Here is a 26,252-nt window from a genome sequence, read left to right on the forward strand (position 1 = left end):
GGTGTTCACTTCCGTCGACGACGTCTCCGCACGCCTCGCCGAGACCGGCTACCTGGCGTCGCCCGCGGTCGCCACGACCGTCTTCCTCGCCGCCCGGCTCGGCAAGCCGCTGCTGGTGGAGGGCCCCGCGGGGGTCGGCAAGACCGAGCTGGCCAAGGCCGTGGCCCAGGTCTTCGACGCCCGGCTGGTCCGGCTCCAGTGCTACGAGGGCGTCGACGAGTCCCGGGCCCTGTACGAGTGGAACCACGCCAAGCAGTTGCTGCGCATCAGCGCGGGCCGCGACGAGAGCTGGGACGAGGCGCGGACCGACATCTTCGGCGAGGAGTTCCTGCTCCCCCGGCCGCTGCTGACCGCGATCCGCGGGGACGACGCCAAGGTGCTGCTGATCGACGAGACCGACAAGGCGGACGTCGAGGTCGAGGGCCTGCTCCTGGAGGTGCTGAGCGACTTCCAGGTGACCGTGCCGGAGCTGGGCACCATCACGGCGACCCGCCGCCCCTTCACCGTCCTCACCTCGAACGCGAGCCGCGAGCTGTCCGAGGCGCTGCGCCGGCGCTGCCTCTTCCTGCACATCGGCTTCCCGGAGGAGGAGCTGGAGCGGCGGATCGTGCGGCTGAAGGTGCCGGGGCTGGACGAGGCCCTGGCCGCTTCACTGGTGCGGGTGGTGGGCGCGCTGCGCGCCATGGAGCTGCGCAAGGTGCCGTCGGTCGCCGAGACCATCGACTGGGCCCGCACCCTGCTGGCACTCGGCGCGGACACCCTGGACGAGACCGTCGTACGGGACACCCTCGGCGTCGTCCTCAAGCACCAGGAGGACGTCCTGCGGGCCGCCGCCAAGCTCGACCTGGACGCGCTGTGACCACGGGCGTGGCCACGGGCGTGGCCGAGCGGCTGACGTCGCTGGTGGCGGCGTTGCGGGCGCACGGTGTGCGGGTGGGCACCGGGGAGAGCGTGGACGCGGCGCGGGCGGTGGAGTCACTCGGTCTCGCGGACCGGGAGCTGCTGCGCGAGGGCCTGGCGGCGACCCTGCTGCACACCGCGGACCAGCGGCGGGTGTTCGACCCGGTCTTCGAGGTGTACTTCCCGCGCGGCGTCGGCGGCCCGGGCACCGGTCCCGCCGGCCGGGAGGCGCTGCGCGACCGGCTCGCCGCGGCGCTCGCCGACGACGACCGCGCGCTGCTGGCCCGGCTGGCCGGGGAGGCGGTGGACGGGTTCGGCGCCTACGGTTCCTCCGGTGCGGGCGGCGGCCCGGGCACCCCGGGCACCTCTCCCGGTTCGGACGGCTGGTCCTCGCACCAGACGCTCGACCGGCTCCGTCCGCAGACGCTGCTCGCCCGGGTGAGGGACGACGTGCGGGCACGGGGTGGTGCCCCGGGGTTCACCGACCGGCTCCTCGAGGACGAGATCCGGCGCCGCATCGAGGTCTTCCGGCGGATGGTCGCCGCGGAGGCCCGGCGCCGGGTCGCGGAGCGGCGCGGACGCGACGAGATCGCCCGGCGGGCGGTGGCCCCGACGCCGGATCTCGTCGACTTCCTGCTCGCCGGGCAGGCCCAACTGGCCGATCTGCGGCGGACGGTGCGGCCGCTGGCCCGCAAGCTCGCGACCCGGCTGACGGCCCGTCGGCGCCGCGCGTCCCGCGGCAGCATCGACCTGCGACGCACGCTGCGCGGGTCGCTGTCCACGGGCGGCGTGCCGATGAAGCCGGTGCTGCGCCGACGCCGTCCGGTACGGCCCGAACTGGTGCTGCTGTGCGACGTGTCCGGGTCGGTGGCGGGATTCTCGGACTTCACGATGCTGCTGGTGCAGGCACTGCACGACCAGTTCGCCAAGGTGCGGGTGTTCGCCTTCGTCAACCGCATCGACGAGGTGACCGGACTGCTGGCGCACGGCACCGCGGACCCGGAGGGGCTGGGCGCACGGATCGGTGCGGAGGCGCGGCTCACCGGGTGGCACGGCAGCAGCGACTACGGCGTCGCCCTGGGCGAGTTCGCGGAGCGGTACGCCGACGTGGTCGGCCCGCGCACGACGGTCTTCGTCCTCGGCGACGCCCGCACCAACATGAGCGATCCGAACCTGCCCGCCCTGCGGCGGATCACCGAGCGCTCGCGACGCAGCTACTGGCTCAACCCGGAACAGCGCTCCCGCTGGGGCACCGGCGACTCGGCGGCCCCGGCGTACGCCGAGCTGATCGAGATGCACGAGTGCCGCAACGTCCGTCAACTCGGCACGCTGGTCACCCGGTTGCTGCCGGTGTGAGACCCGGGAACCGCCCGGGCGGTCACGCCGACGCGCGCTCGTACCTGGTCAGGACCACGCCGCCGTCAAACGTCCGCGTCTCCACCAGGTTCAGCTTCGCCCAGCTGTCCAGTGCGGTGAAGAACGGTGTGCCGCCGCCCACCAGGACCGGATGGGTGACGACCGTGTACTCGTCGATCAGCCCGGCCCGCATCGCCGCCCCGGCGAGCGCCGCGCCGCCGACCCTCATCGGCCCGCCGTCCCCGGCCTTGAGCCGGGCGATCTCCGCGACCGCGTCGCCGGTGACCAGGCGTGTGTTCCAGTCGACCGTGTCGAGCGTCGAGGAGAACACCACCTTCGGCGTGTCCCGCCAGTTCCGGGCGAACTCGATCTCCGCCGGGGTGGCGCCCGGCTGCTGGTCGCCGGTCGGCCAGTAGGCGCTCATGGTCTCCCAGAGCTTGCGCCCGTACAGCAGCAGACTGATCGCCCGCTCCTCGTCGAGCCACCACTGGAACAGCTCGTCGCTGGGATCGCTCCAGCCGATGTCGTCGCCGGGCGCGGCGATGTAGCCGTCCAGGGACAGGTTCATGCCGTAGAGGAGTCTCCGCACGGCGCCGGCCTTCCGTCAGTCGGTCTCGGAAGTTCGGAAGTCTAGACGGGCCGCGACCCCGGCGGGCGTCATGGCAGGGAGGCGCGGGCGATGGTGCCCGCGGTGAGCGTGGCCAGCATCTCCCGCAGTGCGGTCACGAAGTCCAGCTTGAACGCGGTGAGCGAAGGGTCGGCTTCGTAGGCGGCGAGCATGGCCGGGGAGGGCCGAGCGTGCGTCCACACGGCGCCGACGGCCATGATCATGGCCGCGGTCAACTGCGGTGCGCATCATGGGCTCGGCCCAGGGTGCGGCCTGGCCCTCGCTGTACGCGGCGACCAGCCCTCACGTCCCGTCGGGCAGCTTCATCGGCCCCGCCGGGCGGGACCAGACCTCCGGCACCCCCAAGCCCGCCAAGCTCCCCACCGGCGCCGACGACCCCGTGGAGGGCGGGCGGCTGTGGGCGGCGAGCGAGCAGCTCACGGGCGCTTCCTTCGACCTGTGAGCCCGGTGCCGCCCTCAGGGGCACCGGGATCCGCTCAGTCGGCCTTGGCGTACTCCTTCGCCATGGCGCCGGCGAAGTCGTACACGACGCACTGTCCGTCGCCGACGACCCAGGCGTCGTGGCCCGGTGAGCAGACGAACACGTCGCCCGGGCCCACCTCGCTCTCGGTGCCGTCGTCCATGTGGATGTGCATGCGTCCCTCCACCACGTAGCAGTTGTGATGGATCATGCAGCTGTCGGTGCCCGCGATCGGCGCCACCGACTCCGACCAGCGCCACCCCGGCTCGAAGGTGGCGACGGCGAAGTCGAGTCCCTCCATGTGCACGGCCTCGATGTGGCCGCGCGGGAAATCGCGGCGCTCGTCGGGCTTGTCGAGCGTCTTCGCCTGCAACATGACGCTCCTCCTTGTCCTGACCGTCCCTGGGCCCACCACTCCATCGTCCGCCTGTCAAGTCGGCGACGCCATCCGGGGGACGTGTGCGGTCAGCCCGGCACGCCGCAGAGTTCGGCGAAACGGGCGGCGTCCACGTTGCCGCCGGAGAGGATCACGCCGACCCGGCGGGGCAGGCCGTCGATCCGGCCGTTCAGCAGCGCGGCCAGCGGGGTGGCGCCGCTCGGTTCGAGGACGGTCTTCAGCCGCTCGAAGGCGAAGCGCATCGCGTCCCGGATCTCGTCGTCGGAGACCAGCACGACACCGTCGAGCAGCCGCCGGTTGACGGAGAACGTCAGCTCGCCCGGGGTGGGCAGGGCCTGGCCGTCGGCGATGGTGCGCGGGACCGGCACGGTGACGCGCCGGCCGGCCGCCAGGGAGCGCCGCGTGTCGTCACCGGCCTCGGGCTCGACGCCGATCACCCGGGTGGCGGGGTGCAGGCCCTTGACGGCGGTGGCGCTCCCGGCGATGAGTCCGCCGCCGCCGACGGGTGCGATCAGCGCGTCCAGGTCGCCGGTCTCCTCGACGAGTTCGAGGGCGGCGGTGCCCTGTCCGGCGATGACGTCCGGGTGTTCGTACGGCGGGATCAGGGTGAGGCCCCGGTCGGCGGCCAGCGCCTCGGCGATGGCCACACGGTCGCCGGTGTAGCGGTCGTAGGTGACGATCTCCGCGCCGTACCCCGCGGTCGCCGCGCGCTTGGAGGGCGGCGCGTCCTCGGGCATGACGATCACCGCGGTGGTGCCCAGCTCGCGGGCGGCGAGGGCGACCGCCTGGGCGTGGTTCCCGGAGGAATAGGCGGCGATGCCCCGGGACAGCTGCTCCGGCGTGAGGCGGGAGGCCGCGTGGTAGGCGCCGCGGAACTTGAAGGCGCCGACCCGCTGATGGTTCTCGCACTTGAGGAAGACCTCGGCGCCGACCAGGGCGTCCAGGGTGCGGGAGCGCAGCACCGGGGTGCGGTGCGCGACGCCCTCGATGCGGGCGGCGGCGGCCCGTACGGCGTCGAGGGTGACCGGCGGGGTGGTGGTCGTCACGAGTGTCCTCCGGCGGGGTCGGCGGCCGGGCCGCTCACGGCGCGGGCCTGGGAGAGGTAGTGGTAGGCGGAGGCCCGGGAGATGCCGAGCCGGGCGGCGACGTGCTCGACCGAGCGGCGTACGGCGAACACGCCGCGCCCGTCCAGGTCGCGGAAGAGCTCCAGGCGCTGGGCGCGGTCCAGGGCCGCCCAGCCGGCGCCCCGGCGCAGCGGGTGGGCGTCCACGATCGCCTCGACCACCGCGTCGATGTCGTCGCCGAAGGTGGTGGCCGGCGGATCGGCGGGGGTGCCCGCGGTCCCCGCCAGGGAGCCGAGCAGGGCGTGCGCCCGGTCGACGGCGGTGACGTCCAGGTTGACGCACAGGGCGCCGAACACGGCGCCCGTGGAGTCGCGCAGCACCATCGTGGAGGACTTCAGCAGGGTGCCGCCGTCCGTGCGGGTGACGTAGTTCAGCTCGTCCCGGGCCTCGTCGCCGCGGGCCAGGACGCGCATGCCGATCTCGCTCATCGCCCCGCCGACCGTCCGTCCGGTCACCGAGCCGGCGACCGCGACCACCGACCGCTCGGGGTTCCGGTAGTCGTGCAGGACCGCCTCGCAGACCGGCCCGAAGGTGGCGGCGATCCCCTCGACGACCGGGCGCAGGGCGGCGAGGACCGCGTCGCGCTCGGCGTCCAGCGCCGTTTCGCTCATCAGGGGCTCCTTGCTCGGACTCCAACGAACCTCAGACTACACGTCCAGCCTCTGGACTGACAGTCCAGTCCGACCCGCGACACGGCGGTCCTGTCATTGCGCCCCCGGCTCTGGCACCCTTCCCCGCACCTCGCAGTGTCCGAGTCCCTCGTACGGAGGTCGCTTCCGCCATGCCCAAGGACGCCAGGTCACCGAAGAAGCTGCGCAGCAACCGCGCGGCGCTCACGCACAAGGTCGGGTACGCGCTGCGCCACCCCGAGCGGGTCGGCCCCTACGTCCGCCGGGCCGGGCGGGACGCGTGGCTGCGGCTCAGGCACCCCGACCACGTCGGCTACTACCGGGCCGTGATGGCCTCCGACACCCGCCGCGACCCCGAGGCCGCCGTCGGCAGCCAAACCCACGACCGCTGGCTGGCTCTCGGGCAGATGCAGTTCGACTACCTCGTCGAGCACGGACTCCGGCCGGAGCACCGCATGCTCGACATCGGCTGCGGCAACCTGCGCGGCGGCTGGCGCTTCATCGACCACCTCGACGCCGGCCACTACTACGGCATCGACATCTCGCCGGACATCCTGATCGCCGCCAAGAGGACACTGACCGAGCGCGGACTCCAGGCCAAGCTGCCCCACCTGACCCTCACCGGGGACCTCACGCTGGAGTTCCTGCCCGACGCCCACTTCGACGTCGTGCACGCGCACAGCGTCTTCTCGCACTCCCCGCCGGGCGTCATCGACGAGTGCCTGCGCAACGTGGGCCGCGTCCTGACCGACACCGGGTTCTTCGACTTCACCTTCGACCGCACGGAGGGCGCCGAACACCAGGTGCTGCGCGAGGACTTCTACTACCGCACGGACACCCTGCTCACGCTGGCCGCCCAGCACAACCTGCACGCGCGGTTCATGGAGGACTGGGAGAAGCGCCCGCACGGCCAGTCGAAGATCAGGGTGAGCCGCTCACCGCTGCCGTTCTAGGTCGTGTCCGACGCGGCCGGAGGCGGGCACCGCGGGTCCGGCCCGGGCGCCCGCGCGTACCTCCTCCTGTGTGATCACTCCGCAAGCCCTGCCCGTTTCAGGTGTTTTGTCTGCTTAGCATGCGGGGTCCGCCACGCCCCGTACGAGAGGACACCAGATGGCGCCCACGGGCCGTCACAGCGCACTGGCCGAGCACGCGTTCTCCCCGCACGACGCGGTGCTGCGTGCCGCCGCCCGGCACCTCGGCCGCAGGCGCTTCCTCACCGTGACCGCGGCCACCGCGGCACTCGCCTTCGCCACCAACCGGCCGGCCCGCGGCGCGGTCGCCGCCCGCGAGCGCGAGGCCGCCCGGATCACCAAGGACCCCTTCACCCTCGGCGTCGCCTCCGGAGACCCGCTGCCGGACTCGGTGCTGCTGTGGACCCGGCTGGCGCCCGAGCCGTTCCTGGAGGACGGCGGGATGGGCACGGAACGGGTCACGGTCGAGTGGGAGGTGGCCTTCGACGAGTACTTCGCGGCGGTCCTGCTGCGCGGCACCGCCGAGGCGCACGCCGAGTACGCCCACAGCGTGCACGTCGACGTCAAGGGCCTGACCCCCGGCACGGTCTACTACTACCGCTTCCGCGCCGGCGCCTGGATCAGCCCGGCCGGCCGCACCCGCACCGCGCCGCCGGCGGGCAGCGCCACGTCGGGTCTGAAAATCGCGACCGTCGCCTGTCAGGCGTACCAGGACGGCTACTACACGGTGCACCGGCACGTCGCCCAGGACGACGTCGACGTGGTCTTCCACCTCGGCGACTACCTGTACGAGTACGCGGTGAACTCGGCGGGCGGCGAGCGCAACTACACCGACGTCACGCTGCCCGACGTGTTCAACCGCGAGACGATGACCCTCGCGGACTACCGGATGCGGTACTCGCTCTACAAGAGCGACGAGGACCTCCAGGCCGCGCACGCCGCGCACCCGTTCGTCGTGACCTGGGACGACCACGAGACCGAGAACAACTACGCCGGGGGCGTTCCCGAGAACGACGTCCCGCCGGAGGAGTTCCTGCTGCGGCGGGCCGCCGCCTACCGCGCGTACTGGGAGAACCAGCCGCTGCGCGCCGAGCAGCTGCCGCAGGGACCGGACGCCCGGCTCTACCGCCGGCTGCACTGGGGCACGCTCGCCCAGTTCGACTTCCTCGACACCCGCCAGTACCGCTCCGACCAGGCGTACGACGACCGGCCGCACGCCCCCGGGCCCGAGTCCGACGACCCGGCGCGCACCATGACGGGCGCCGCGCAGGAGCAGTGGCTGCTGAACGGCTGGCAGGGCTCGACCGCGCTGTGGAACGTGATGCCCCAGCAGGTCTGCTTCTCGCAGCGCAAGTTCGACGACACCGCCGACGCCGCGCTCTCGATGGACGCCTGGGACGGCTACCGCGCCTCGCGCGACCGGCTCGTCGCCGGGGCGAAGGCCGCCGGGGTCGACAACTGGCTGATCCTCACCGGCGACGTGCACGTGGGCTACGCCCTGGACGTCAAGGAGGACTTCGACGACCCGGCGTCGGCCACCGTCGGCACCGAGATCACCTGCACCTCGGTGGCCAGCGGCCGGGACGGCGTGGAGCAGCCCGCCAACTGGGACCTGTACCTGCGGGCCAACCCGCACATGAAGTTCTACAACGCCAAGCGCGGCTACGTCCGGGTGGAACTGGACCTTCAGGCCGCCCATCTGGACTTCCGGACGGTGTCCGCCGTCACCACGCCCGGCGCCGCGATCACCACGGCCGCGTCCTTCGTCACGGAGGCCGGCGCACCGGGTCTGAAGCCCGCCTGAGCCCCGGGCCGGCGGACGGGCGGGTGCCGCGCGTACTGCACTTGCCACCCACCGCGTCCCCCATAGCGCGAAAGACGGCCGGGGCCGGTGTCGCCTTCGGTCTTTCCGGCAAGACCTGTGACTTCGTCGCAGTCGCACCGTGATCCACGGTCGCGCACCGAACACCGCTGTCTCGCACAGCCCTCGAAGGAGGCACATCGCATGGTCGGCAGACACGCCGCGCGCAGCCGCCGCGCAGCCCTCACCGCGCTCGGCGCCCTGGTCCTGACCGCACTCCCCTCGGCCGCGTCGGCCGCGCCGCTCCCCGCTCCCGGTGCGCAGCCCACCGCCGTCCGGACGCCCGCCCCGGCGGCGCCGTCGGCGCGGATGCTGCGCGCGATGGAGCGCGACCTCGGGCTGGCGCCCGGGCAGGCGGCGGCACGGCTGGCCAACGAGCAGGAGGCGGGTACGCGCGCGGGCATGCTGCGCAACACGCTGGGCGACCGCTTCGCGGGGGCCTGGGTGAGCGGCGCGACCTCCGCCGAACTGACCGTCGCCACCACGGACGCGGCGGACACCTCCGCCATCGAGGCGGGCGGTGCCAAGGCGGCGGTCGTCGAGCGGGGCCTGGCCGAACTCCGCTCGGTCAAGGAGAAGCTGGACGCGTCCGCCGTCCGGGTGCGGACCCGGCAGACGCCGGTCTGGTACGTCGACGTGAAGACCAACCGGGTCGTGGTCCAGGCCACCAGCCGGTCCGCGGCGGACGCCTTCGTCGAGACCTCCGGTCTGGCGGGGCGGGACGTGGGCGTCCGGATCTCCGCGAACCAGCCGCGGCTGCTGACGGACCTGGTCGGCGGCGACGCCTACTACATCAACGACCAGGCCCGCTGCTCCATCGGGTTCGGCGTCACCAAGGACGACCAGCAGGGCTTCGCCACGGCCGGGCACTGCGGCGACCCGGGCGCCACCACGACCGGGTTCAACGAGGCCGCCCAGGGCACCTTCCAGGCCTCCACCTTCCCCGGCAAGGACATGGCCTGGGTGGGCGTCAACTCGGACTGGACGGCGACGCCGGACGTGAAGGGCGAGGACGGCGCGAAGGTGCAGATCGCCGGCTCGGTGGAGGCGCTCGTGGGTGCCTCGGTGTGCCGCTCGGGCTCCACCACGGGGTGGCACTGCGGCACCGTCCAGCAGCACGACACGAGTGTCACGTACCCGGAGGGCACCGTGAACGGGCTCACCGAGACGACGGTGTGCGCCGAACCCGGCGACTCGGGCGGCCCCTACGTCTCGGGCACCCAGGGCCAGGGCACCACGTCCGGCGGCTCCGGTGACTGCACCAACGGCGGGACCACCTTCTACCAGCCGATCAACGCGACCCTGAGCGACTTCGGCCTCACCCTGAAGACCACCTCGGCCGCGGCCGGGACCCCCGCGCCGCCGCAGGACAACGCGGCGGCGGACGCGTGGACCGCGGGCCGCGTGTACGAGGCGGGCGCCACGGTGTCCTACGCGGGCGCGCGCTACCGGTGCCTCCAGGGCCACCAGGCGCAGGGCGTGGGCTCGCCGGAGAGCACCCCGGCCCTGTGGCAGCGGGTCTGACGAACTGACGGCCGCCGCGAGGCGGTCCTGGGCGCGGGGCCGCCGCCGGACGCGGCCCCGCGCCTACCGCTGTGTCTGCGCGAGGAAGGCGTAGGCGCCCGCGATGAAGGGGTCCGCGGGGCGGAAGCGCCTGCCGCACACCGCCGCCAGGGCCGTGCCCGTGTCGGGGCGGAAGCCCAGGAACGCCTGCTGCCCCAGGGTGGCCCCGCTGTGGAAGTACATCGGCCCGCCGTCGGTGGGGTGCCGGAACCACGCCACCGTGTGCACGTGCCGGTGCCCCAGGCCCCGCCGCAGCACGGGTACGCGCACGGCGCCCAGCGCTCCGGCGGCCGGTGAGCCGGCCGGGTCGAGGTGGGCCTCCAGGAAGGTGAGCAGGTCGTGCGGGGTGGACCTGACGGCCCCGGCCGCCTGGAAGCCGCCCGCGTCGAACGGCGGGACGACGGTGCGGCCGTCCTTGCCGTGTCCCACGGCGTCGGTGCCGGGGCCCTCGGCGCGCAGGGCGGTGCCGTGGAGGCCGAGGGGTTCGAGGACCTGACGGGTGAGCAGGTCCTCCCAGGGCGTCCCCAGGACGGCGGCGACGGCGTGTCCGAGCACCGAGACGCCGTAGTTGGAGTAGTGCCAGCGGGTTCCGGGACGGTGCCTGGGCCGGTGGCGCAGGAAGGTGTCCGTCAGCCGCTCGGCCGGGTAGCGCGCGTAGGGGTTGGTGCGCCAGGCGGGCAGGCCGGTGCGCAGGAAGCCGGCCGGGAGGGCGGGCAGCCCCGCCGTGTGGGTGAGCAGGTGGGCCAGCGTCACGGGGTGCGGGCCGGCCGGGCGGCCCGGGTCCAGGCAGGTGACGGCCGCCTCGCCGCCGGTGAGCGCGCCGCGCCGCACGAGCCGGGTCAGCAGCAGTCCGGTGAACGTCTTGGAGGCCGACCCGATCTCGTAGCGCAGGTCCTCGCGGGGGGCGTCGGCGGGTGGTGCGGTGCCGCCGCCGACCAGGGTGCGCCGGCCGTGCCGGGAGACGGCGAAGACGACGTCGGGGGCGTCGCAGGCGGCGACGGCCTCGGCCAGCCGTTCACGCAGGGCGGCGTCGTCGGCGGGTCCGGGTCGCGTGTGCGGGCCCGCCGGGAAGTCGCCCGCGTCGTCGGGGTCGCCCGGCCAGGGCGTGGGACGGCCCGTCACGACGCCGTGTGCGCCAGCTCGCTGAGCGCGCGGGAGGTGGCGAGCAGGGAGGCGAAGGCGGCGACCAGGGTCGGGTGGTAGACCAGGTCGAACAGCGATTCGGGGTCGCCCTCGGGCATGGTGCGTACGGCGGGCATGGCGCCGTCGGGCTGCTGCGCGGCGGCGAAGCCCCGCCAGGCGGCCTCGTCGAGGGTGGGCCGGGGCAGGCAGGCGTCGACCACGAGGAGTTCGCCGAGCAGGTCCCAGCGTTCGAGGTCCAGCCAGTCGTCGATCCACACCGGCAGCCAGGTGGCGAGGTACTCGGCGACGGAGGGCGGCAGCCCGCCGGGGTTCTCGCCCCAGTCGGTCAGGTGGAAGACGGTGTGCGTGATGTCGTACGCGGTGTGGCCCTCGACCGTCCACGGCTCGGGAGTCCCCGCCAGCCAGGTGGTGGCGACCAGGTCGGCCTCGGGCGGCCGGGCGGCCAGGCCGAAGCGGCGCTGGAACGCGGACAGGCCCAGGCGCCGGGTCGGCGTCACGGGGAACCGCGCCCAGCTGTCCAGCCGGTGGTTGAGGACCGTGGCCTCCTCCACCTCGGGCTGGCTGTAGCCCAGCTCCTTGAACGGCAGGTACACCTCGAAGGGGACGGGCGAGAAGGGCTCGATCCGCTGGCCGCGCACCAGCATCCGGCCGCCGTCCAGGGTCTCGCGCCAGGTGTGGTCGAGCAGTTGGCGCGCGAGCTGGGCCTGCCGGGAGCCGGCGACGCCCTCACGGAAGAGCACCTTGCAGATCAGGGCGAGTTCGCCGATCGGCTTGAAGCGCTCCAGGAAGCCGGTCTCGGGGTCCACGTCCTGCTCCAGGCGGAAGCCGTCGCGGTGGGCCCAGAGCCACTCCAGCGCGCCGGTGCCGACGCCGTGGATCAGGCGGGTGTCCGTCATCCCGGCACTCCTTGTCCGGCGTGGTCCGTGTCCCGCAGCCGTGCGGTGGTGAGGGCGGCCGCGAACACGGCCATCAGCGTGGAGTGGTAACAGTCCGTGAAGTCATAGGGATCGCTTCCCGCGTGCTCCCCGGCGGCGTCCTGAAGGACGCCCTCCTCGGGTATCGCGCCGGACGTGTCCTGGGCCGCCGCGACGCGCCGCCAGGCGTCCTCCAGGACGGCCGGCTCCGGCGGGTGCGGCAGGCTGGCGGCGACCGCCAGCAGTTCGCAGCTCAGGTCCCACATCCGGGCCTCCAGGCAGGTGTCGAGCCAGGGCGGCAGCCAGTGCGCCAGGTACTCCGCGAGATCGGGTGGCACGCCCTGGGCGCTGCGTCCCCAGTCGGTGAGGTGGAAGACGACGTGGGTGAGCGCGTAGCCGGCCGCGCGTTCGAAGGTCCACGGCTCGGGCAGGCCGCCCAGCCAGGTCCGGCCCAGCGCCTGCGGGAGGTGTCCGTGCGGGTGGATGCCGCTGTGCCGCTCGGCCTCCAGGACGCCGAGCCGCCGGGTGGGGTACTGCTCGGTCAGCCGCCAGCCGCGGGTGCGGGCCACCACCGCGGCGGACGCCTCGTAGCCCGGGTGGCGGAATCCGGCCGAGGCGAAGGCGGCGTACACCTCCAACGGGTAGGTGGCGAACGGCTCCAGCGACTGCATCAGCGGGAACAGCTCGCCCCGGTGGGTCTGCTGCCAGGCGAAGTCCAGCAGGTCGGACACCCGGCGGTGCAGCGGATCCGGTGGCGGGGTGCACAGGGACACGGAGGCGCAGACCCGGGTCAGTTCGCCCAGCGGTTTCCACGTCCGGTTGACCTGGCCCTCCGCCGCCAGCGCGTCCTCGCCGAGCGCGAAGTGGTCGCGGTGGTCCCACACCCAGTCCAAGGCCGCCTCCTCGACGCCCCGGACGCTCACAGGAGGACTCCGGCGGGCATCAGCCGCGCCGCCTCCAGCTGGAGCGCCACCCTGGGGTCCGAGCCGCCCATCAGGCGTACGAAGTCGAGTCCCGCTTCGAGGCCCAGACTCTCCGGCACCCCGTCCAGGAGGGTGAGCCAGCGTCCGGCTCCGGCCGCCTGCTGCCAGTCCCGGCGGCGTACCGCCCGGACGAATCCGCGGGCCACGTCCACCGGGCGGCGCCGGGCCAGGCGGGTCACCGCGCACTCCTCGCCGGGCAGCGCGAGCGGCGCGAGGACCGCGAGCTGATGGGTCAGCACCTGCCAGCCGGCCTCGTCGAGCCAGCCGGTGCCGGGTTCCGCACCCGGCTCGCCGGCGGTCGGACCCGGCGGCTGGTCGAGCCGGCGCAGGGCACGGGCCATGGCCCAGTGGCTCCATACGACGGTGGGGGCCGCGTCGGGACGCGGCGGATGGGCCGTGACGGCGTCCTTGAACACCGCGAGTTGCCCTGGGTCGGGCGGAACGCGCAGGAGGGCGGCGGGCAACAGCGTGTCGGCGCCCAGGACGCGTACCGCGGCACGCGCGACGCCCTCACCGGCGCCGCCGGTCGTCAGGGTGCTGCCCGCTCGCACGTGGTCTCCGCTCCGAAGAGCGGAGACCACGTCGGAAGCGAGGTCCAGCACCGCGCCCTGCAGGAGGGCCGACGTGCTCGACTGCTCCATTTCACTGCTCCCGTCGGTCCGTCAACCCTTCTTCGGGCGCGGGGCCGGCGGCGAAAGCAGCAGGCTGCCACCTCCGGACTGGAGGGCGAGCGCGGCGCACTCGCGGCTGTCACGGAAGACTCCGTCAGCCTCGGCGGGGTCGAGTACCGCGTCGATCTCGATGTTCTCGGTGCGGGTGACTTCCTCGAGCACCTTGTCCTTGGAAGGCATTTCACCATCTCCCTCTGGTAGCCAAATGGCCTTCACACCCAAGGGTGTCCGGTGAGTCCCAAAACATGCCTCTCTTCTCAAAATTCTCAGAAGATAACTTCTTCAACAAAAGCCACATACCAGACACATCGGGGCTCTCACGCCCGGCGCAGGCGCCACACGTTGTCCTCGCGGAAGCCCTCGGCACCCTCCGGCGAGAGGCTCGGACGGCGGACGGTCTCCGCGGTCTCGACGGTCCACTCGCCGTCCGGCAGGGCGAGTTCGGCGAGGACCCCGTCCAGCGTGGGGAAGACCGCGTCGAAGGGCGGCTCGGTCTGCCAGGAGGGCCAGCCGGCGTGCATCACGACCAGCAGCGTGCCGCCGCGCGCCACGGCCCGCGCCGCGGCGTCCAGCACCGCCCGCTGGTCGAAGGCGACCGGGGACTGCAAGTACTGCGCGTTGACCAGGTCGAACACACCCTCGGGGAAGGAGAGTCCCAGCTCGTGGCGTTCCCAGTCGACCCGGTCGCCCACCCCGGCCTCGGCCGCGTGCCCGGCGGCGCGTTCGAGGGCGGTGCCGGAGATGTCCACGCCGGTGACCCGCCAGCCGCGGGCGGCCAGCCACACGGCGTCCGCGCCCTCACCGCAGCCGAGGTCCAGCGCGGTCCCGGGCGTGAGGCCGCTCGCCTCGCGCACCAGCAGGCCGTTGGGGCGGCCGCTCCAGACCCGGTCGGTGTCGCGGTAGCGGGCCTCCCAGAATTCCGCGGCGGGGGCGGGGAGGGGCAGGTCGGTCATGGTGCCTCCTGGGCGGCGGTGGGTCGCGTCTGCGACACGGGACGCGCGCTGTGTGCACGCGCCCGTACGCAGGCTGCACCTACCGCCCCGGCGACGCCAAAGGGGTTTGCCGAACCGGCAAACCCCGGCCCTCACGTGTCAGCGGGTGAACGCGTCCGCCTCGGCGTCCGACGGCTCGGTGCGCAGCCACACGGTCCGCCGCGGGAAGGGAGTCTCGATGCCCGCGTCGTCCAGCGCGTCCTTGACCCGGCGGCGCAGTTCGCGGGTGACCCCCCACTGCTGGAGCGGCACGGTCTTGACCGCGAGGCGCACCAGCACGCCCTCGGCGTCCAGGGACTGCACGCCCCACACGGCGGGGTCCTCCAGCAGGACGTCCGCGAACTCCGGTTCGTCGCGCAGCGCGCGGCCGGTGTCCTCCAGCACGCGGTAGACCGTGTCGAGGTTGGCGTCGTGGGCGACGGCGACGTCCAGGACGGCCCGCGCCCACTCCTGGCTGTCGTTGCGGACCCGCAGGATCTCGCCGTTGCGGATGTGCCACAGACCGCCGTTGAGGTCGCGCACGTGGGTCAGCCGCAGGCCGACGTGCTCCACCTCGCCGATGGCCTCTCCGAGGTCGACGGAGTCGCCGACGCCGTACTGGTCCTCGACCATGATGAGCAGGCCGGACAGGTAGTCGGCGACGAGGCTCTGCGCGCCGAAACCGATCGCCAGGCCGACCACTCCGGCGCTGGCGAGCAGCGGACCCAGCGCGATGCCGACCTGGTCGAGCACCATGGCCACGCCGACCATGAACAGCACGATGGTCACGACGCTGCTGAGCACCGAGCCGATGGTGCGGGCCCGCTGTTCGCGGCGTTGCCGCGCCCGGGACCGGTCGCGGTGCAGGACGGCGGCGCCCCGGCCGGACCTGCGCGGCCTGCTCCGTTCGGCCTCGCCCGCCGGTGGTTCCAGGACCCGCTGGACGACCCGGGTGATGGCCCGCTTGGCCACCGCGCGCAGCACCAGGAGGACCACGACGATGAGCGCGATGCGCAGGGGTATCCCGATGAGCGCCTCGGTGTGGTCGCCGAACCAGTCCGACCAGGAGGCCGCCAACTGCGTGTCCGTGCCCTGGCCGGTGGGTGGGAAGGTGTGCGACATCGGCTCGACTGCTCCGTTCTTCGGGGGTGACGTGTCCGCCGTCGGGGCCGCCTACCCACCCGAGGCGCGAACATGACGGCCGGTGAGTCGCGACACACCCGCCCGCCCTTCCGTCACTTGCCCCTTATGTCCGACAGTTGCGTCATCTTCACCCGGTACCGGCCCATCACCGGCGTCCGCCGGGGCACCCGCAGGGAGTCGTCCACAGCGGAGGGGGACCCGCGCCGTGGTTTTCGTTGCCGTCCTGCTGTTGCCCGGAGTCGGGCTGCTGCTTTTCACCATGACGTATCTGGAGGACCGGCTCTTCGCCGATCCGGCCCCGGCCCGGCACGCCCGGCGCCGCCATCTGAGACTCCTCCCGGGCGGCCGCGGCCAGGACGCCCCGGCCCGCCTCCCCGAATCGGCCGCGCCGCGCCCCGCGGAACGGGACGCCGCCGCCTGATCCCGGTGCGCACCCCGCCGAGCGGCGCCGCGGCGCCCCGGGCGATGCTGTTCCCGACGGGACACACGCGGCTCGGACGAGGAGTACGGATGGACACCGGGGAACGGCACGACGCGGACGAGGAGTTCGTCGGGTTCTGGCGGGAGCGCCGGGTGTGCTTCCTGTCGACGCCGCGCGCGGACGGGAGCCCGCACCTGGTCCCGGTCGGAGTGACGTACGACCACACCACGCGCACGGCCCGGGTCATCACCGGCCGGGGCACCGCCAAGGCCCGCAACGTGCTGCGGGCCGGGTCCGCCGTCGTCGCCGTGGGGCAGGTGGACGGCAGACGCTGGTCCACGCTGGAGGGCGTCGCGACCGTGCGGGAGGACGCCGGGTCGGTCCGCGACGCGGAGATCCGGTACGCGGCCCGCTACAAGCAGCCCCGGGAGAACCCGGAGCGGGTCGTCATCGAGATCGAGGTGCGGCGCTTCCTCGGCACGGTGCGGCCCGTCGCGGGGTCTCCCGGCGCGTGACGTCCCGCCCGGGTCACTCCGTCCCGGGCGGTGTGCGGTGGCCGAGCCGGCTCGGCCACCAGGCGACGCGGCCGATGTCGCGGGCGAGCGCGGGCACCAGCAGGGAGCGCACCACGAGGGTGTCCAGCAGGACGCCGAAGGCCACGATGAAGGCGATCTGCACCAGGAAGGCCAGCGGGATCACCCCGAGCGCGGCGAAGGTGGCGGCGAGGACGACACCGGCCGAGGTGATCACGCCGCCGGTGGCGGTCAGGCCCCGCAGGATGCCCTCCCGCACCCCGTGCCGCAGCGACTCCTGGCGCACCCGGGACATCAGGAAGATGTTGTAGTCCACGCCCAGGGCGACCAGGAACACGAACCCGTACAGCGGGACGGAGGCGTCCGTGCCGCTGAAACCGAACACGTGGGTGAAGACGAGGGCCGAGATGCCCAGGGTGGCCAGGAAGTTCAGCGCCACCGTGGCCACCAGCAGCACCGGCATCAGCAGCGAGCGCAGCAGGGCGACCAGGATGACCAGGATGATGGCGAGGACCACGGGCACGATGAGCGTGCGGTCGTGTTCGGCGGTGCGCTGGGTGTCGTACTGCTGGGCGGTGTAGCCGCCGACCAGGGCGTCCGCGCCGGGCACCTCGTGGACGGCGGACCTGAGCCGGGCCACCGCGCTCTTGGCGGCGTCGCTGTCGGCCGGCGCCTGGAGCGTCGCGTCGATCCGCACCCGGCCGTCGACGACCTTCGGCTCCCCGCCTCCGGGGCGGCCGGAGGAGGTGACCGGGGCGGCGGAGGCGACGCCGCGGGTGTCGCGGGCGGCCGTGAGCACCGGGTCGAGACGGTCGGCGTCGGCGATGATCACGGCGGGGTTGCCGGAGCCGCCCGGGAAGTGCCGGGCCAGCGTCTGCTGGGCGGAGACCGAGGGCGCGTCGTTGACGAAGATCTCGTCCAGCGGGACGCCCCGGGAGGTCAGGGTCGGGGCGAAGGCGGCGCAGGCGATCAGCGCGGCCAGGGAGATCGCCCAGATACGGCGCGGGGCCCGGTCCACGCGTTCGGCGACGCGGTGCCACAGGCGGTGCCCGGCCTCGGGGTCGCCGGTCCGGACGGGCTTGGCCGGCCAGTAGGCGGCGCGGCCGAGCAGCACCAGCACGGCGGGCAGGAAGGTGAGCGTGCTCAGCACCGCGCAGACGATGCCGATGGCGCCGACGGGCCCGAGCGCGCGGTTGTTGGTGAGGTCGCTGAGCAGCAGCGCCAGCAGACCCAGGGCGACGGTCGCCGCGCTGGCGACGACGGCGCCCCAGGACGCCCGCAGCGCGGCGAGGACGGCGCCGAACCGGTCGGGGTGCCGGGCGAGTTCCTCGCGGAAGCGGGCGGTGAGCAGCAGCGCGTAGTCGGTGGCGGCGCCGATGACCAGGATGGAGAGGATGCCCTGGACCTGCCCGTCCACGCGCACGACGCCGCGGTCGGCGAGGGCGTACACGATCGCGCAGGCCAGGCCCAGGGCGAAGACCGCGCCGAGGATGATGACCAGGGGCAGCAGGACGCTGCGGTAGACGAGCAGCAGGATCACCAGCACGGTGATCAGGGCGACGCCGAGCAGCAGTCCGTCGATGCCGGAGAAGGCGTCGGAAAGGTCGGCCTGGGAGGCGGCCGGTCCCGCGAGCTGCGCCTCGGTGCCGGGCACCTTCCCGACGGCGTCCTGGACGCGTTCCAGGGCGTCCGGCAGAGCCTCGCCGAGGTCGGGCCTCAGCTGGACGACGGCCTGGAGAGCCTCGCCGTCCTCGGAGGGCAGCGCCGGTGACGGGGACCCCACGACGCCGGGCTCGCCCTCGACGGAGGCGACCGACCGGGTGGCCGCCGCGCGGTGCTCGGTGACGGAGCCGCCGTCGTCCGCGGTCCACACGACGATCACCGGGAGCGTCTCGTCCTGCTGGAACGCCTTCTGGGCGTCGACGACCCGGGTGGACTCCGCGCTGCGCGGCAGGAAGGCGGCCTGGTCGTTGGTGGCGACCTCGCCGAGCTTCCCGGCGTACGGGCCGAGCACTCCGCCGATGCCGAGCCAGGCCAGGAGCAGGACGACGGGGACGAGCCAGCGGGCGCGTCGGGTGGGGATGGACATCGTTCTTCAGGTCTCCTGGTCTCCGGCGGCGAGGAAAGTAACTCGATCATAAACAATCTCAATGATTGAACTACTGAGGGCCCTCGTGACACACCGGACTTCTGCCCCGGCAGGTCCTCCGGATGCGGTGGACGGCGGTCGGTCAGCCGGCGTCGGACCGTACGAGCCCCAGTTCCTGGTTCATCGCCGCCAGGAAGCGCACCACGACCGCCAGTTCGTCCTCGTCGAAGCGCGAGCGGGCCGACGCGGCGGCCTCGGCCAGCGGCCTGAAGTACGTCCGGGCCGCCGCCCGCGCGTCCGGCACGTAGTGCAGATGGACGACCCTGCGGTCGGCGCTCTCCCGGACCCGGCGCACGTGCCCCGCGCGCTCCAGCCGGTCCACGCACGCGGTCACCGCGCCCGAGGTGAGCCCGAGGTGCTCGCGCAGCCGGCCCGGCGTCATGGGCTCGGGCGAGTCGAGGATCGCCGCGAGCGCCTGCACGTCGGTGGCGTGCAGACCCTGGCTGCCGGCGAAACCGTGCACGAGGCGGTTGATCTCGCCGTTCATCCGCCTCAGGTGCGAGGCGAGGACGTGCAGGTCACTCGCCTCGGGACCGGCCCCGGTCCCCCGTTCGTGCGCGTGCTGCCCGCGCTGGTTCGCTGTCGCCACGCGATCAGCGTATAGAAGGGTCAACCTGGGAACCCGCGCATCCATCACCGTGCGCCCGCGGGAAGTGATCACGTGACGACAGTCCCGTGAGAGACGGAGCCCCATGAGTGCAGAACGCGACCGCGCGAGCGGCGAAGGCCCGGGTGAGGGCGGCGGAACGAACCTGCGCTGCCTCGTCACCGGCGCCACCGGCTACGTCGGCGGGCGGCTCGTGCCGGAGCTGCTGGGCGCCGGCCATCGGGTGCGGTGCCTGGCCCGCTCGCCCGAGAAGCTGCGCGACCACCCGTGGGCCGGCGAGGCCGAGGTGGTGCGCGGCGACGTCCTGGACGCCGACTCGGTGTCGCGGGCGATGGAGGGCGTCGATGTCGCCTACTACCTGGTGCACGCGCTGGGCAGCGGCGACGACTTCGAGGAGACGGACCGGCGCGCGGCGCGCACCTTCGCCGAGCGGGCCGAGGCGGCCGGGGTGCGTCGCATCGTCTATCTCGGCGGCCTGACCCCGTCCGACGTGCCGGAACGCGAACTCTCCCCGCACCTGCGCTCCCGTGCCGAGGTCGGCCGCATCCTCCTGGCCTCGGGGGTGCCCACGACCGTGCTGCGCGCCGCGATCGTCATCGGCTCCGGGTCGGCCTCCTTCGAGATGCTGCGCTACCTCACCGAGCGGCTGCCGGTGATGGTCACGCCCAGCTGGGTGCACACCCGCATCCAGCCGATCGCCGTCCGGGACGTGCTGCGCGCGCTCGTCGGCAGCGCGACGATGCCGGCGGAGGTGTCCCGCGCCTTCGACGTGGGCGGGCCGGACGTCCTGACCTACCGCGAGATGATGGTCCGCTACGCCGAGGTGGCGGAGTTGCCCAAGCGTCTGATCGTCTCGGTGCCGATGCTGTCACCGGGCCTGTCCAGTCACTGGGTCGGCCTGATCACGCCCGTCCCGGCCTCGATCGCCCGCCCGCTCACCGAGTCGCTGCGGCACGAGGTGGTGTGCCGGGAGAACGACATCCTCAAGTACGTGCCCGCGCCGCCGGGGTATCCCCTCGGCTTCGACGGCGCGCTGCGGCTGGCCCTGCAACGCGTGCGGGACGCCCAGGTCACCACCCGCTGGTCGTCCGCGTCGGTGCCGGGGGCGCCCAGCGACCCGCTGCCCACCGACCCGGACTGGGCGGGCGGCAGCCTCTACACCGACCACCGCACGCTGACCGTCGACGCCTCGCCCGCCGCGCTGTGGCGGGTCATCGAGGGGATCGGCGGCGACAACGGCTGGTACTCCTTCCCGCTGGCCTGGGCGGTACGGGGCTGGCTCGACCGGCTGGTCGGCGGCGTCGGCCTGCGCCGCGGCCGCCGGGACGCCGCCCGGCTGCGGGCCGGCGACTCGCTCGACTTCTGGCGGGTGGAGGAGATCGTCCCCGGCCGGCTGCTGCGGCTGCGCGCCGAGATGCGGCTGCCGGGCCTGGCCTGGCTGGAGATGTACGCCGACACCGACGACTCCGGCCGGACGCGGTACCGGCAGCGGGCGCTGTTCCATCCGCACGGGCTGGCCGGGCACGCCTACTGGTGGAGCGTGTGGGCGTTCCACGCCGTGGTGTTCGGCGGCATGGCCCGCAACATCGCCCGGGCAGCCACCCGTGGCCCGGCGGCCCGATGAGACCGCCGCGCGTCGCCCCCGCCCGGTCCGGCGGCCCGACCCCCCTGCGAGGAGCGTCATGACCACGTCGGTCGTCCTGTTCACCCGCGACCTGCGGCTGCACGACCACCCGCCCCTGCGCGCGGCCCTCGACGGGTCCGCGGCCGTCGTACCGCTGTTCGTCCGCGACCGGGCCGTCGACGCGGCCGGCTTCGCCGCGCCCAACCGGCTCGCCTTCCTCGCCGACTGCCTGCGCGACCTGGACACGGGGCTGCGGGAGCGGGGCGGGCGGCTGATCGTCCGCTCCGGCGACCTGGTCGAGGAGGTGTGCGCGGTGGCCGGCGAGGCGGGGGCCGACGAGGTGCACATGGCGGCCGACGTCAGCGGGCACGCGCACCGGCGCGAGGAACTGCTCCGGGACGCCCTCGGGGCGCGGGGCTGCCGACTGCACGTGCACGACGCCGTGACGACGGTGCTGGCGCCGGGGGCGGTCACCCCGGCCTCCTCCGACCACTTCGCCGTCTTCACGCCGTACTTCCGTCGGTGGAGCGAGTGCTCCGTCCGCGACGCGCTCGCCGCGCCCCGCAAGGTCCGGGTCCCGGACGGCGTCGACTCGGAGCCGCTGATGAGCCGAAGCGACCTCACAGGACTGTCCCCGGGGCTGGCGGCCGGCGGCGAGGAGGAGGCCAGGAAACGTCTGACGGCTTGGCTGCGCGACGGCATCACGGGCTACGCGGACCGGCACGACGACCTGGCCGGCGACGACACCTCACGCCTCTCCCCGCACCTGCACTTCGGTGCCCTCTCCCCCGTCGAGCTGGTGCACCGCGCCCGCGGCAAGGGCGGTGCCGGCGCCGAGGCGTTCGTGCGGCAGGTCGCCTGGCGGGACTTCCACCACCAGGTGCTGTCCGCGCGGCCGGGCTCCTCGGCGCACGACTACCGCACCCGGCACGACCACTGGCGCACCGGTGCCCGGGCCGACGAGGACACCGCCGCCTGGAAGGACGGGCGCACGGGCTACCCGGTCGTCGACGCGGCCATGCGCCAGCTGCGGCACGAGGGCTGGATGCACAACCGGGCCCGGCTGCTGACCGCCAGCTTCCTCACCAAGACGCTCTACATCGACTGGCGGGTGGGCGCGCGGCACTTCCTGGACCTGCTCGTGGACGGCGACGTGGCCAACAACCAGCTCAACTGGCAGTGGGCCGCCGGTACCGGCACGGACACCCGCCCGCACCGCGTCCTCAACCCGCTCACCCAGGCACGGCGCTTCGACCCGGACGGCGCGTACGTGCGGCGCTGGGTGCCCGAACTGGAGGGTCTGGAAGGGCGGTTGGTGCACGAGCCGTGGCGGCTGGCGGGCCCGGAGCGCGCGAAGTACGACGCCTACCCGGACCCGATCGTCGACCTCGCCGAGGGCCTGGACCGCTTCAAACGGGCCCGCGGACGCGACTGAACGCAGGCGCCGGACACTCAGCGGCAGCCGTCGGGCTGCCGTCAGCCGTCAGGTGGGAGGGGCGTCGGGGCCGGCCGTGTGGTCCGGGTGGTTCCGGGTGCGGCGGGCCTCCTTCAGCTCCGCCTCGTACAGGTGGACGCGGCCCTCGGCGAGCCGGTCCACGGCCTCGCGCTCCAGGTCCCTGAACGGCTCGTAGTAGGTCCGGTCGTACGCCTCGACGACCTGGAACGTCCAGTGTCCGGGGATGACGTTGCGGCCCAGGATCTCGGTGCGGACCCGTTCCGCCCACTCCGGGTGCCCGGCGGCGCGCAGCAGTTCGACGGCGCGGTCCAGCTCGAAGTCCGCCGAGCCGGTCAGCTGGTGGAAGGCGAACAGGTGCCCGCGGGCGCACTCGGTCGTCTCCAGGGCCTTGGAGAGGGAGCCCAGTGCCTCCACGGTCTCGTCGCTGACGCCCTCGGGGCGCCGGTGCGCGTCTCCCATCGGGTGTGTCTCCTTCCGGCGGGCTCGACGGCGGTGTCACGCGAGGGGGTCGTGGCCCCAGTTCATGAGCGAGTAGCGCCACCTGGACTCCTCGACGTCGCCCGACGGGCGCTGGGCCAGGTGCCGGCGGACGTAGCCGACGACCTTGCGCATGTGCTCGTAGTCGTCGTCCGAGAGGTCCTCCTCGTTCGTCCGCCGGATCCGCACGATCCGGCGGCCGGACGCGTGCCCGGTGGACTCGCCCCCGTCCTGGTGGTGACCGGCGTCCTGGGACTCGTCGGTCTCCAGCCACGCCTCCAGATCGGCCGGCGCCATGTTCACCACCTCGCGGAAGCCGTCCCGGATCTCCTGCAACTCGTCACCGTCCATGCCGCCTCACTTCTTCTTCAGCGCCGACGGCTTGTGCACCGCCGATCCGCCCGACTTGTCGCTGCGGACCTTGTACTGCGGGTCGTCGGGCGAAGCGTCCACCGTGCGTCCCCCGGCCTCCGTGCGCTTGGTGATCTTCTTCTCCACCTCGCCCTCGGCCCGGGAGCCGTGGCTGCTCCAGGTGACCTTGTCGCCCTTCTCCAGGCCCTCGCCCTTGCCGCCCTTGCCCCGGTTCCTCGCCATGGCGCCGCTCCCTTCGTCCGCAGGCCCCCCTCGGCTTCCCCACCTGGGTTCCCAGCCGGGGGCGGGCCACTCGGAAGACGGCCCGTTCAGCGGCGGAACTATCCTGGTCGCGGCCCGGGCACCGGCGTCCGGGGCCCTCTCCTCGCCGCCGTCGTTCCAGGAGCAGCCCGTTGAACACCAGCACCGCGACCCCGGACAGCTACTACGAGCGGATCGACGAGCACCGCTACAAGCCCACCTCGCACGCCGGCGGGGCGTGGAGCGCGGACGAGCAGCACTTCAGTCCGCTCGGCGGCCTGATCGTGCACGCCGTCGACCGCCACCTGGCCGGGCGGGAGGGTGCGGCCATGTCCCTGAGCCGGATCAGCTTCGACATCCTCGGCCGCCCGGCGCTGGACGAGTGCGAGATCCGGGTGGAGACCGTCCGCCCCGGCCGCACCATAGAGCTGGTCGAGGCGACCGTGCTCATCGCGGGCCGGTCGGTGACCCGGGCCCGGGCGTGGCTGCTGGCCGACGTGGACACCCGCGCCGTGGCGGGCGGCGGCGCGGACCGGCTCGCCGCGCCGGAGACCCTCGCCCCCTGGCCCATGGACACCGCGTGGCCCGGCGGATACATCGCCTCCCTGGACGTGCGCCCGGTGGCACCGCCGCTCCCGGGCCGTACCACCGCCTGGGTCTCCACCGGCCTCGACCTGGTCGCCGGGGAGACGGCGAGCCCGCTGGCCTCCTACGTCACCCTGGTGGACACCGCCAACGGCATCGCCGTACGGCAGTCGCCGAGGGAGTGGATGTTCCCGAACGTCGACCTGACCCTGCACCTGCACCGCGCGCCCAGCGGCCCCTGGACCGGCCTGGACACCACCGTCGTCTTCGGCCCCACCGGCCAGGGCATCACCAGCACCGTGCTGCACGACGTCGACGGCCCCGTGGGCCACGCGCAGCAGATGCTGACCGTCCGCCCACTGGGGTGACCCGCCGGCGGAGCGCGGTCACGAGGGCGTGAGGACCAGCCGTCCCCGCACCTCCCCGGCCTCCAGCCGGCGGTGGGCCTCCGCCGTCATCGACAACGGCAGCCGGTCGGCGACACGCGGCCGCCACGGCGTCTCCGTGAGCACGCCCACGACGCCCTCGGCGGCCTCGGCGAGGTCGGCGGTCGTGGCGTTGCTGATGGCGAAGCCCACGATGCTCGCGTCCCTGGTGTAGAGCCGGCTCACCGGCAGCGGGGAGGGCCCGCCGCCCAGCCCCACCATCGCGACCAGCCGTCCGCCCATGGCCAGCGACTCCACGGCGTCGGCGAGCACTCCGTGCCCCGACGTGTCGAGGTGGACGTCGTAGCCGTCGGGCGCCGCCCGGCGCACCCGCTCGGCGAGGCCGGGCGACCGGTGGTCGAGGACCTCGGTGGCCCCCAGCTCCCGGACCGACGGGGCGTCCTCGGCACGTGCCGTGGCGACCACCCGGGCACCGGCGCGGGCGGCCAGCGCCACCGCCGCGCCGCCGACGTTCCCGGCGCCGCCGCCGACGTACACCGTCTCGCCCGCCCGCAGCCGTCCGTGCCGGAACAGCGCCAGCCAGGCGGAGGCCGCCGGGTGGGCGGCGGCCACGAGGTGTTCGGCGTTGATGCCGGGCGGCGCCGGGTAGAGGCGTTCGGCGGCGACCGCCGCGTACTCGGCGAAGGAGCCCTGCCGGCCCGCGTGGCCCAGGCTGTTGCACCACACCCGCTGCCCGGGGGTGAAGCCCGCCGCGCCGGAACCGGCCAGGGCGACCTCGCCCACCAGGTCGCGGCCGACGACGAAGGGCAGCGGCAGCGGTGTGGCGTAGGCGCCGGACCGTACGAAGGTGTCGACGGGGTCGACCGCCACGGCCGACACCCGCACGAGCACGTCGGTGGGTCCCACCGGCGGCACCGGGAGCGGGCCGTGGCGGATGGCGTCGGCCGGACCGACGGCGTCGATGTACGCCGCCCGCATCACGTCGGGGACTGTGCCGTTCATGACGTCATGCTACGAACCGTCCCCTCCCGTCGCAGCCCGCCGGGGCTGCGGCGAAGCCTGCGTCCGCGGCGCGTCGGCCCCCAGGGCTTGAGGACCGAGACCACCGTCATGAAGACGTAGGCGGACAGTGAGACGACCGGCCCGAACAGCACGTCCCCGGCGTCCGGCAGCGGCTCGCCCGCGGCGACGGCGGTGAACGCCGCGTTCACGCCGGGACGCAACGCGAAGACCGTGGCGGTCGTGGTGGCCAGGGTCAGCCAGAACTTGGTGACCACCCACCGGTGCCGGGCCAGCCCCCACGCCGTGCCCAGGGCCAGCACCACTCCGCTGACCAGGGTGAGGACGGCGAGCGGCAGCAGCAGCCAGTCGGCGAACAGCTTCATGCCGCGGACACCGGCCTCCACCGTGGCGGGGGACGCGGTGGCGGCCGCGGTCAGTCCGAGGGCCAGCAGCCCGAGGGTGAGCCCGAGCCAGCCGGCGGAGGCGACGACGTGGACGACGAGGAGGGCCCGGCGTGCGGGTCGGCTGAGTTTCACGCCATCCACGCTGCCGGGAACCGGGCGCGAAGACGTCCGGCGGCGGGAGTAACCCCGGCTACTGAGCCGGGCGTACGCGGCGGCATCCGCGGTGCCCCGGCCGGAGCAGCCGGAAACGCGGGGTTGCCTTTGAATTAACGGCAGACCGCG

At 73.8% G+C, this 26,252-nt stretch carries 29 protein-coding genes and 1 pseudogene; 11 read left to right on the forward strand and 19 right to left on the reverse strand.

Going from position 1 to position 26,252, the window contains the following annotated elements:
• Nucleotide 1: 1 nt before the first annotated feature.
• Both ACZ67M_RS19360 and ACZ67M_RS19365 read left to right on the forward strand, forming a co-directional pair.
• Nucleotides 2-859 (forward strand): AAA family ATPase, encoded by an 858-nt coding sequence (locus ACZ67M_RS19360; protein ID WP_469851876.1) that lies wholly within the window; start codon nt 2-4, stop codon nt 857-859.
• Nucleotides 856-2,256, forward strand: coding sequence for a VWA domain-containing protein (locus ACZ67M_RS19365; protein WP_469851878.1), 1,401 nt, complete (start codon nt 856-858; stop codon nt 2,254-2,256). Before ACZ67M_RS19360 ends, ACZ67M_RS19365 begins: the two co-directional genes overlap by 4 nt.
• Nucleotides 2,257-2,278: 22 nt before the next feature.
• On the opposite strand, the gene ACZ67M_RS19370 is transcribed toward ACZ67M_RS19365, so the two are convergent.
• Both ACZ67M_RS19370 and ACZ67M_RS19375 read right to left on the reverse strand, forming a co-directional pair.
• Nucleotides 2,279-2,845 carry a dihydrofolate reductase family protein gene (locus ACZ67M_RS19370; RefSeq protein ID WP_469851879.1) on the reverse strand — a complete coding sequence of 189 codons (567 nt, stop codon included), beginning with the start codon at nt 2,843-2,845 and terminating at the stop codon, nt 2,279-2,281.
• Nucleotides 2,846-2,913: 68 nt separating this feature from the next.
• Nucleotides 2,914-3,108, reverse strand: a pseudogene (locus ACZ67M_RS19375) (TetR/AcrR family transcriptional regulator); the annotation flags it as partial.
• Nucleotides 3,109-3,113: 5 nt separating this feature from the next.
• Here ACZ67M_RS19375 and ACZ67M_RS19380 point away from each other — a divergent pair.
• The gene (locus tag ACZ67M_RS19380) at nt 3,114-3,326 is read left to right on the forward strand and encodes a hypothetical protein (RefSeq protein ID WP_469851881.1); all 213 of its coding nucleotides are present in this window, start codon (nt 3,114-3,116) and stop codon (nt 3,324-3,326) included.
• A gap of 34 nt (nt 3,327-3,360) precedes the next feature.
• Here ACZ67M_RS19380 and ACZ67M_RS19385 read toward each other — a convergent pair whose 3' ends face one another.
• The 3 genes from ACZ67M_RS19385 to ACZ67M_RS19395 all read right to left on the reverse strand — a co-directional run bounded on the left by ACZ67M_RS19385 (nt 3,361) and on the right by ACZ67M_RS19395 (nt 5,476).
• A complete protein-coding gene (locus ACZ67M_RS19385; RefSeq protein ID WP_122615267.1) occupies nt 3,361-3,720 on the reverse strand; it encodes a cupin domain-containing protein in 360 nt (119 codons plus the stop codon).
• Nucleotides 3,721-3,809: 89 nt separating this feature from the next.
• Nucleotides 3,810-4,787 carry a pyridoxal-phosphate dependent enzyme gene (locus tag ACZ67M_RS19390; RefSeq protein ID WP_385796572.1) on the reverse strand — a complete coding sequence of 326 codons (978 nt, stop codon included), beginning with the start codon at nt 4,785-4,787 and terminating at the stop codon, nt 3,810-3,812.
• Nucleotides 4,784-5,476 carry a helix-turn-helix transcriptional regulator gene (locus ACZ67M_RS19395; protein WP_392104173.1) on the reverse strand — a complete coding sequence of 231 codons (693 nt, stop codon included), beginning with the start codon at nt 5,474-5,476 and terminating at the stop codon, nt 4,784-4,786. Before ACZ67M_RS19395 ends, ACZ67M_RS19390 begins: the two co-directional genes overlap by 4 nt.
• A 170-nt stretch (nt 5,477-5,646) precedes the next feature.
• Here ACZ67M_RS19395 and ACZ67M_RS19400 point away from each other — a divergent pair, with 170 nt between their 5' ends.
• The 3 genes from ACZ67M_RS19400 to ACZ67M_RS19410 all read left to right on the forward strand — a co-directional run bounded on the left by ACZ67M_RS19400 (nt 5,647) and on the right by ACZ67M_RS19410 (nt 9,850).
• A complete protein-coding gene (locus ACZ67M_RS19400) occupies nt 5,647-6,447 on the forward strand; it encodes a class I SAM-dependent methyltransferase (RefSeq protein WP_361359444.1) in 801 nt (266 codons plus the stop codon).
• 157 nt (nt 6,448-6,604) lie between these two features.
• Nucleotides 6,605-8,269, forward strand: a complete 1,665-nt coding sequence (locus ACZ67M_RS19405; RefSeq protein ID WP_385796569.1) for an alkaline phosphatase D family protein — start codon at nt 6,605-6,607, stop codon at nt 8,267-8,269.
• Between the two features lie 201 nt (nt 8,270-8,470).
• Nucleotides 8,471-9,850 (forward strand): alpha-lytic protease prodomain-containing protein, encoded by a 1,380-nt coding sequence (locus ACZ67M_RS19410; protein WP_361359438.1) that lies wholly within the window; start codon nt 8,471-8,473, stop codon nt 9,848-9,850.
• A gap of 63 nt (nt 9,851-9,913) precedes the next feature.
• Here the strand turns inward: ACZ67M_RS19410 and ACZ67M_RS19415 are convergent, their stop codons facing one another.
• The 7 genes from ACZ67M_RS19415 to ACZ67M_RS19445 form a co-directional block, all read right to left on the reverse strand.
• A complete protein-coding gene (locus tag ACZ67M_RS19415; protein WP_469851884.1) occupies nt 9,914-11,011 on the reverse strand; it encodes a serine hydrolase domain-containing protein in 1,098 nt (365 codons plus the stop codon).
• On the reverse strand, nt 11,008-11,928 hold the full coding sequence (locus ACZ67M_RS19420) for a DUF6895 family protein (RefSeq protein WP_469851886.1): 921 nt from the start codon (nt 11,926-11,928) through the stop codon (nt 11,008-11,010). Before ACZ67M_RS19420 ends, ACZ67M_RS19415 begins: the two co-directional genes overlap by 4 nt.
• Nucleotides 11,925-12,869 carry a DUF6895 family protein gene (locus ACZ67M_RS19425; RefSeq protein WP_392239798.1) on the reverse strand — a complete coding sequence of 315 codons (945 nt, stop codon included), beginning with the start codon at nt 12,867-12,869 and terminating at the stop codon, nt 11,925-11,927. The genes ACZ67M_RS19420 and ACZ67M_RS19425 overlap by 4 nt, the downstream gene beginning before the upstream one ends.
• On the reverse strand, nt 12,866-13,570 hold the full coding sequence (locus ACZ67M_RS19430) for a hypothetical protein (protein WP_392017048.1): 705 nt from the start codon (nt 13,568-13,570) through the stop codon (nt 12,866-12,868). The genes ACZ67M_RS19425 and ACZ67M_RS19430 overlap by 4 nt, the downstream gene beginning before the upstream one ends.
• Before the next feature lie 21 nt (nt 13,571-13,591).
• Nucleotides 13,592-13,780 (reverse strand): hypothetical protein, encoded by a 189-nt coding sequence (locus tag ACZ67M_RS19435; RefSeq protein WP_122615275.1) that lies wholly within the window; start codon nt 13,778-13,780, stop codon nt 13,592-13,594.
• A gap of 137 nt (nt 13,781-13,917) precedes the next feature.
• Nucleotides 13,918-14,553, reverse strand: a complete 636-nt coding sequence (locus ACZ67M_RS19440; protein WP_392239800.1) for a class I SAM-dependent methyltransferase — start codon at nt 14,551-14,553, stop codon at nt 13,918-13,920.
• 138 nt (nt 14,554-14,691) lie between these two features.
• Nucleotides 14,692-15,693 (reverse strand): mechanosensitive ion channel family protein, encoded by a 1,002-nt coding sequence (locus tag ACZ67M_RS19445; protein ID WP_361359420.1) that lies wholly within the window; start codon nt 15,691-15,693, stop codon nt 14,692-14,694.
• A gap of 226 nt (nt 15,694-15,919) precedes the next feature.
• Here ACZ67M_RS19445 and ACZ67M_RS19450 point away from each other — a divergent pair, with 226 nt between their 5' ends.
• Entirely contained in the window at nt 15,920-16,135 is a 216-nt protein-coding gene (locus tag ACZ67M_RS19450) for a hypothetical protein (RefSeq protein ID WP_392239801.1), read from the forward strand.
• Between the two features lie 89 nt (nt 16,136-16,224).
• Complete coding sequence (locus ACZ67M_RS19455) at nt 16,225-16,650, forward strand: PPOX class F420-dependent oxidoreductase (protein ID WP_469851888.1); 426 nt, start codon at nt 16,225-16,227, stop codon at nt 16,648-16,650.
• A 13-nt stretch (nt 16,651-16,663) separates the two neighbouring features.
• Here ACZ67M_RS19455 and ACZ67M_RS19460 read toward each other — a convergent pair whose 3' ends face one another.
• Complete coding sequence (locus ACZ67M_RS19460) at nt 16,664-18,757, reverse strand: MMPL family transporter (RefSeq protein WP_469851890.1); 2,094 nt, start codon at nt 18,755-18,757, stop codon at nt 16,664-16,666.
• Nucleotides 18,758-18,899: 142 nt separating this feature from the next.
• Entirely contained in the window at nt 18,900-19,406 is a 507-nt protein-coding gene (locus ACZ67M_RS19465; protein ID WP_385796550.1) for a MarR family winged helix-turn-helix transcriptional regulator, read from the reverse strand.
• A 103-nt stretch (nt 19,407-19,509) separates the two neighbouring features.
• Between ACZ67M_RS19465 and ACZ67M_RS19470 the strand changes: the two genes are divergently transcribed.
• Together ACZ67M_RS19470 and ACZ67M_RS19475 are read left to right on the forward strand one after the other, a co-directional pair.
• A complete protein-coding gene (locus ACZ67M_RS19470; protein ID WP_469851892.1) occupies nt 19,510-21,048 on the forward strand; it encodes an SDR family oxidoreductase in 1,539 nt (512 codons plus the stop codon).
• A 58-nt stretch (nt 21,049-21,106) separates the two neighbouring features.
• A complete protein-coding gene (locus ACZ67M_RS19475; RefSeq protein ID WP_469851894.1) occupies nt 21,107-22,483 on the forward strand; it encodes a cryptochrome/photolyase family protein in 1,377 nt (458 codons plus the stop codon).
• Between the two features lie 48 nt (nt 22,484-22,531).
• Here the strand turns inward: ACZ67M_RS19475 and ACZ67M_RS19480 are convergent, their stop codons facing one another.
• Genes ACZ67M_RS19480 through ACZ67M_RS19490 form a run of 3 tightly spaced genes read right to left on the reverse strand, consistent with a single transcriptional unit; the run spans nt 22,532 to nt 23,575 of the window.
• Nucleotides 22,532-22,963, reverse strand: a complete 432-nt coding sequence (locus ACZ67M_RS19480) for a hypothetical protein (protein ID WP_385796542.1) — start codon at nt 22,961-22,963, stop codon at nt 22,532-22,534.
• Between the two features lie 36 nt (nt 22,964-22,999).
• Nucleotides 23,000-23,332 carry a DUF3140 domain-containing protein gene (locus ACZ67M_RS19485; protein ID WP_450734524.1) on the reverse strand — a complete coding sequence of 111 codons (333 nt, stop codon included), beginning with the start codon at nt 23,330-23,332 and terminating at the stop codon, nt 23,000-23,002.
• 6 nt (nt 23,333-23,338) lie between these two features.
• Complete coding sequence (locus ACZ67M_RS19490; protein WP_361359395.1) at nt 23,339-23,575, reverse strand: hypervirulence associated TUDOR domain-containing protein; 237 nt, start codon at nt 23,573-23,575, stop codon at nt 23,339-23,341.
• A gap of 170 nt (nt 23,576-23,745) precedes the next feature.
• Here ACZ67M_RS19490 and ACZ67M_RS19495 point away from each other — a divergent pair, with 170 nt between their 5' ends.
• Nucleotides 23,746-24,546 (forward strand): thioesterase family protein, encoded by an 801-nt coding sequence (locus ACZ67M_RS19495; protein ID WP_361359392.1) that lies wholly within the window; start codon nt 23,746-23,748, stop codon nt 24,544-24,546.
• An 18-nt stretch (nt 24,547-24,564) separates the two neighbouring features.
• Here the strand turns inward: ACZ67M_RS19495 and ACZ67M_RS19500 are convergent, their stop codons facing one another.
• Both ACZ67M_RS19500 and ACZ67M_RS19505 read right to left on the reverse strand, forming a co-directional pair.
• On the reverse strand, nt 24,565-25,566 hold the full coding sequence (locus ACZ67M_RS19500) for an NADPH:quinone reductase (RefSeq protein ID WP_469851897.1): 1,002 nt from the start codon (nt 25,564-25,566) through the stop codon (nt 24,565-24,567).
• Nucleotides 25,563-26,102: a DUF2269 family protein gene (locus ACZ67M_RS19505; protein ID WP_361359386.1), complete on the reverse strand. Its 540-nt coding sequence runs from the start codon at nt 26,100-26,102 to the stop codon at nt 25,563-25,565. Before ACZ67M_RS19505 ends, ACZ67M_RS19500 begins: the two co-directional genes overlap by 4 nt.
• Between the last annotated feature and the right edge of the window lie 150 nt (nt 26,103-26,252).

Source organism: Streptomyces sp. NPDC107500 (assembly GCF_055582785.1).

Bases quoted from the DNA above. Each gene is read 5' to 3' on its own strand.
- ACZ67M_RS19405 (WP_385796569.1), top strand. From the start codon at position 6,605: ATGGCGCCCACGGGCCGTCACAGCGCACTGGCCGAGCACGCGTTCTCC.
- ACZ67M_RS19480 (WP_385796542.1), bottom strand. From the start codon at position 22,963: ATGGGAGACGCGCACCGGCGCCCCGAGGGCGTCAGCGACGAGACCGTG.
- ACZ67M_RS19410 (WP_361359438.1), top strand. From the start codon at position 8,471: ATGGTCGGCAGACACGCCGCGCGCAGCCGCCGCGCAGCCCTCACCGCG.
- ACZ67M_RS19445 (WP_361359420.1), bottom strand. From the start codon at position 15,693: ATGTCGCACACCTTCCCACCCACCGGCCAGGGCACGGACACGCAGTTG.
- ACZ67M_RS19385 (WP_122615267.1), bottom strand. From the start codon at position 3,720: ATGTTGCAGGCGAAGACGCTCGACAAGCCCGACGAGCGCCGCGATTTC.
- ACZ67M_RS19430 (WP_392017048.1), bottom strand. From the start codon at position 13,570: ATGGAGCAGTCGAGCACGTCGGCCCTCCTGCAGGGCGCGGTGCTGGAC.
- ACZ67M_RS19420 (WP_469851886.1), bottom strand. From the start codon at position 11,928: ATGACGGACACCCGCCTGATCCACGGCGTCGGCACCGGCGCGCTGGAG.
- ACZ67M_RS19500 (WP_469851897.1), bottom strand. From the start codon at position 25,566: ATGAACGGCACAGTCCCCGACGTGATGCGGGCGGCGTACATCGACGCC.
- ACZ67M_RS19435 (WP_122615275.1), bottom strand. From the start codon at position 13,780: ATGCCTTCCAAGGACAAGGTGCTCGAGGAAGTCACCCGCACCGAGAAC.
- ACZ67M_RS19485 (WP_450734524.1), bottom strand. From the start codon at position 23,332: ATGGACGGTGACGAGTTGCAGGAGATCCGGGACGGCTTCCGCGAGGTG.
- ACZ67M_RS19470 (WP_469851892.1), top strand. From the start codon at position 19,510: ATGAGTGCAGAACGCGACCGCGCGAGCGGCGAAGGCCCGGGTGAGGGC.
- ACZ67M_RS19400 (WP_361359444.1), top strand. From the start codon at position 5,647: ATGCCCAAGGACGCCAGGTCACCGAAGAAGCTGCGCAGCAACCGCGCG.
- ACZ67M_RS19440 (WP_392239800.1), bottom strand. From the start codon at position 14,553: ATGACCGACCTGCCCCTCCCCGCCCCCGCCGCGGAATTCTGGGAGGCC.
- ACZ67M_RS19455 (WP_469851888.1), top strand. From the start codon at position 16,225: ATGGACACCGGGGAACGGCACGACGCGGACGAGGAGTTCGTCGGGTTC.
- ACZ67M_RS19395 (WP_392104173.1), bottom strand. From the start codon at position 5,476: ATGAGCGAAACGGCGCTGGACGCCGAGCGCGACGCGGTCCTCGCCGCC.
- ACZ67M_RS19490 (WP_361359395.1), bottom strand. From the start codon at position 23,575: ATGGCGAGGAACCGGGGCAAGGGCGGCAAGGGCGAGGGCCTGGAGAAG.
- ACZ67M_RS19460 (WP_469851890.1), bottom strand. From the start codon at position 18,757: ATGTCCATCCCCACCCGACGCGCCCGCTGGCTCGTCCCCGTCGTCCTG.
- ACZ67M_RS19475 (WP_469851894.1), top strand. From the start codon at position 21,107: ATGACCACGTCGGTCGTCCTGTTCACCCGCGACCTGCGGCTGCACGAC.
- ACZ67M_RS19380 (WP_469851881.1), top strand. From the start codon at position 3,114: ATGGGCTCGGCCCAGGGTGCGGCCTGGCCCTCGCTGTACGCGGCGACC.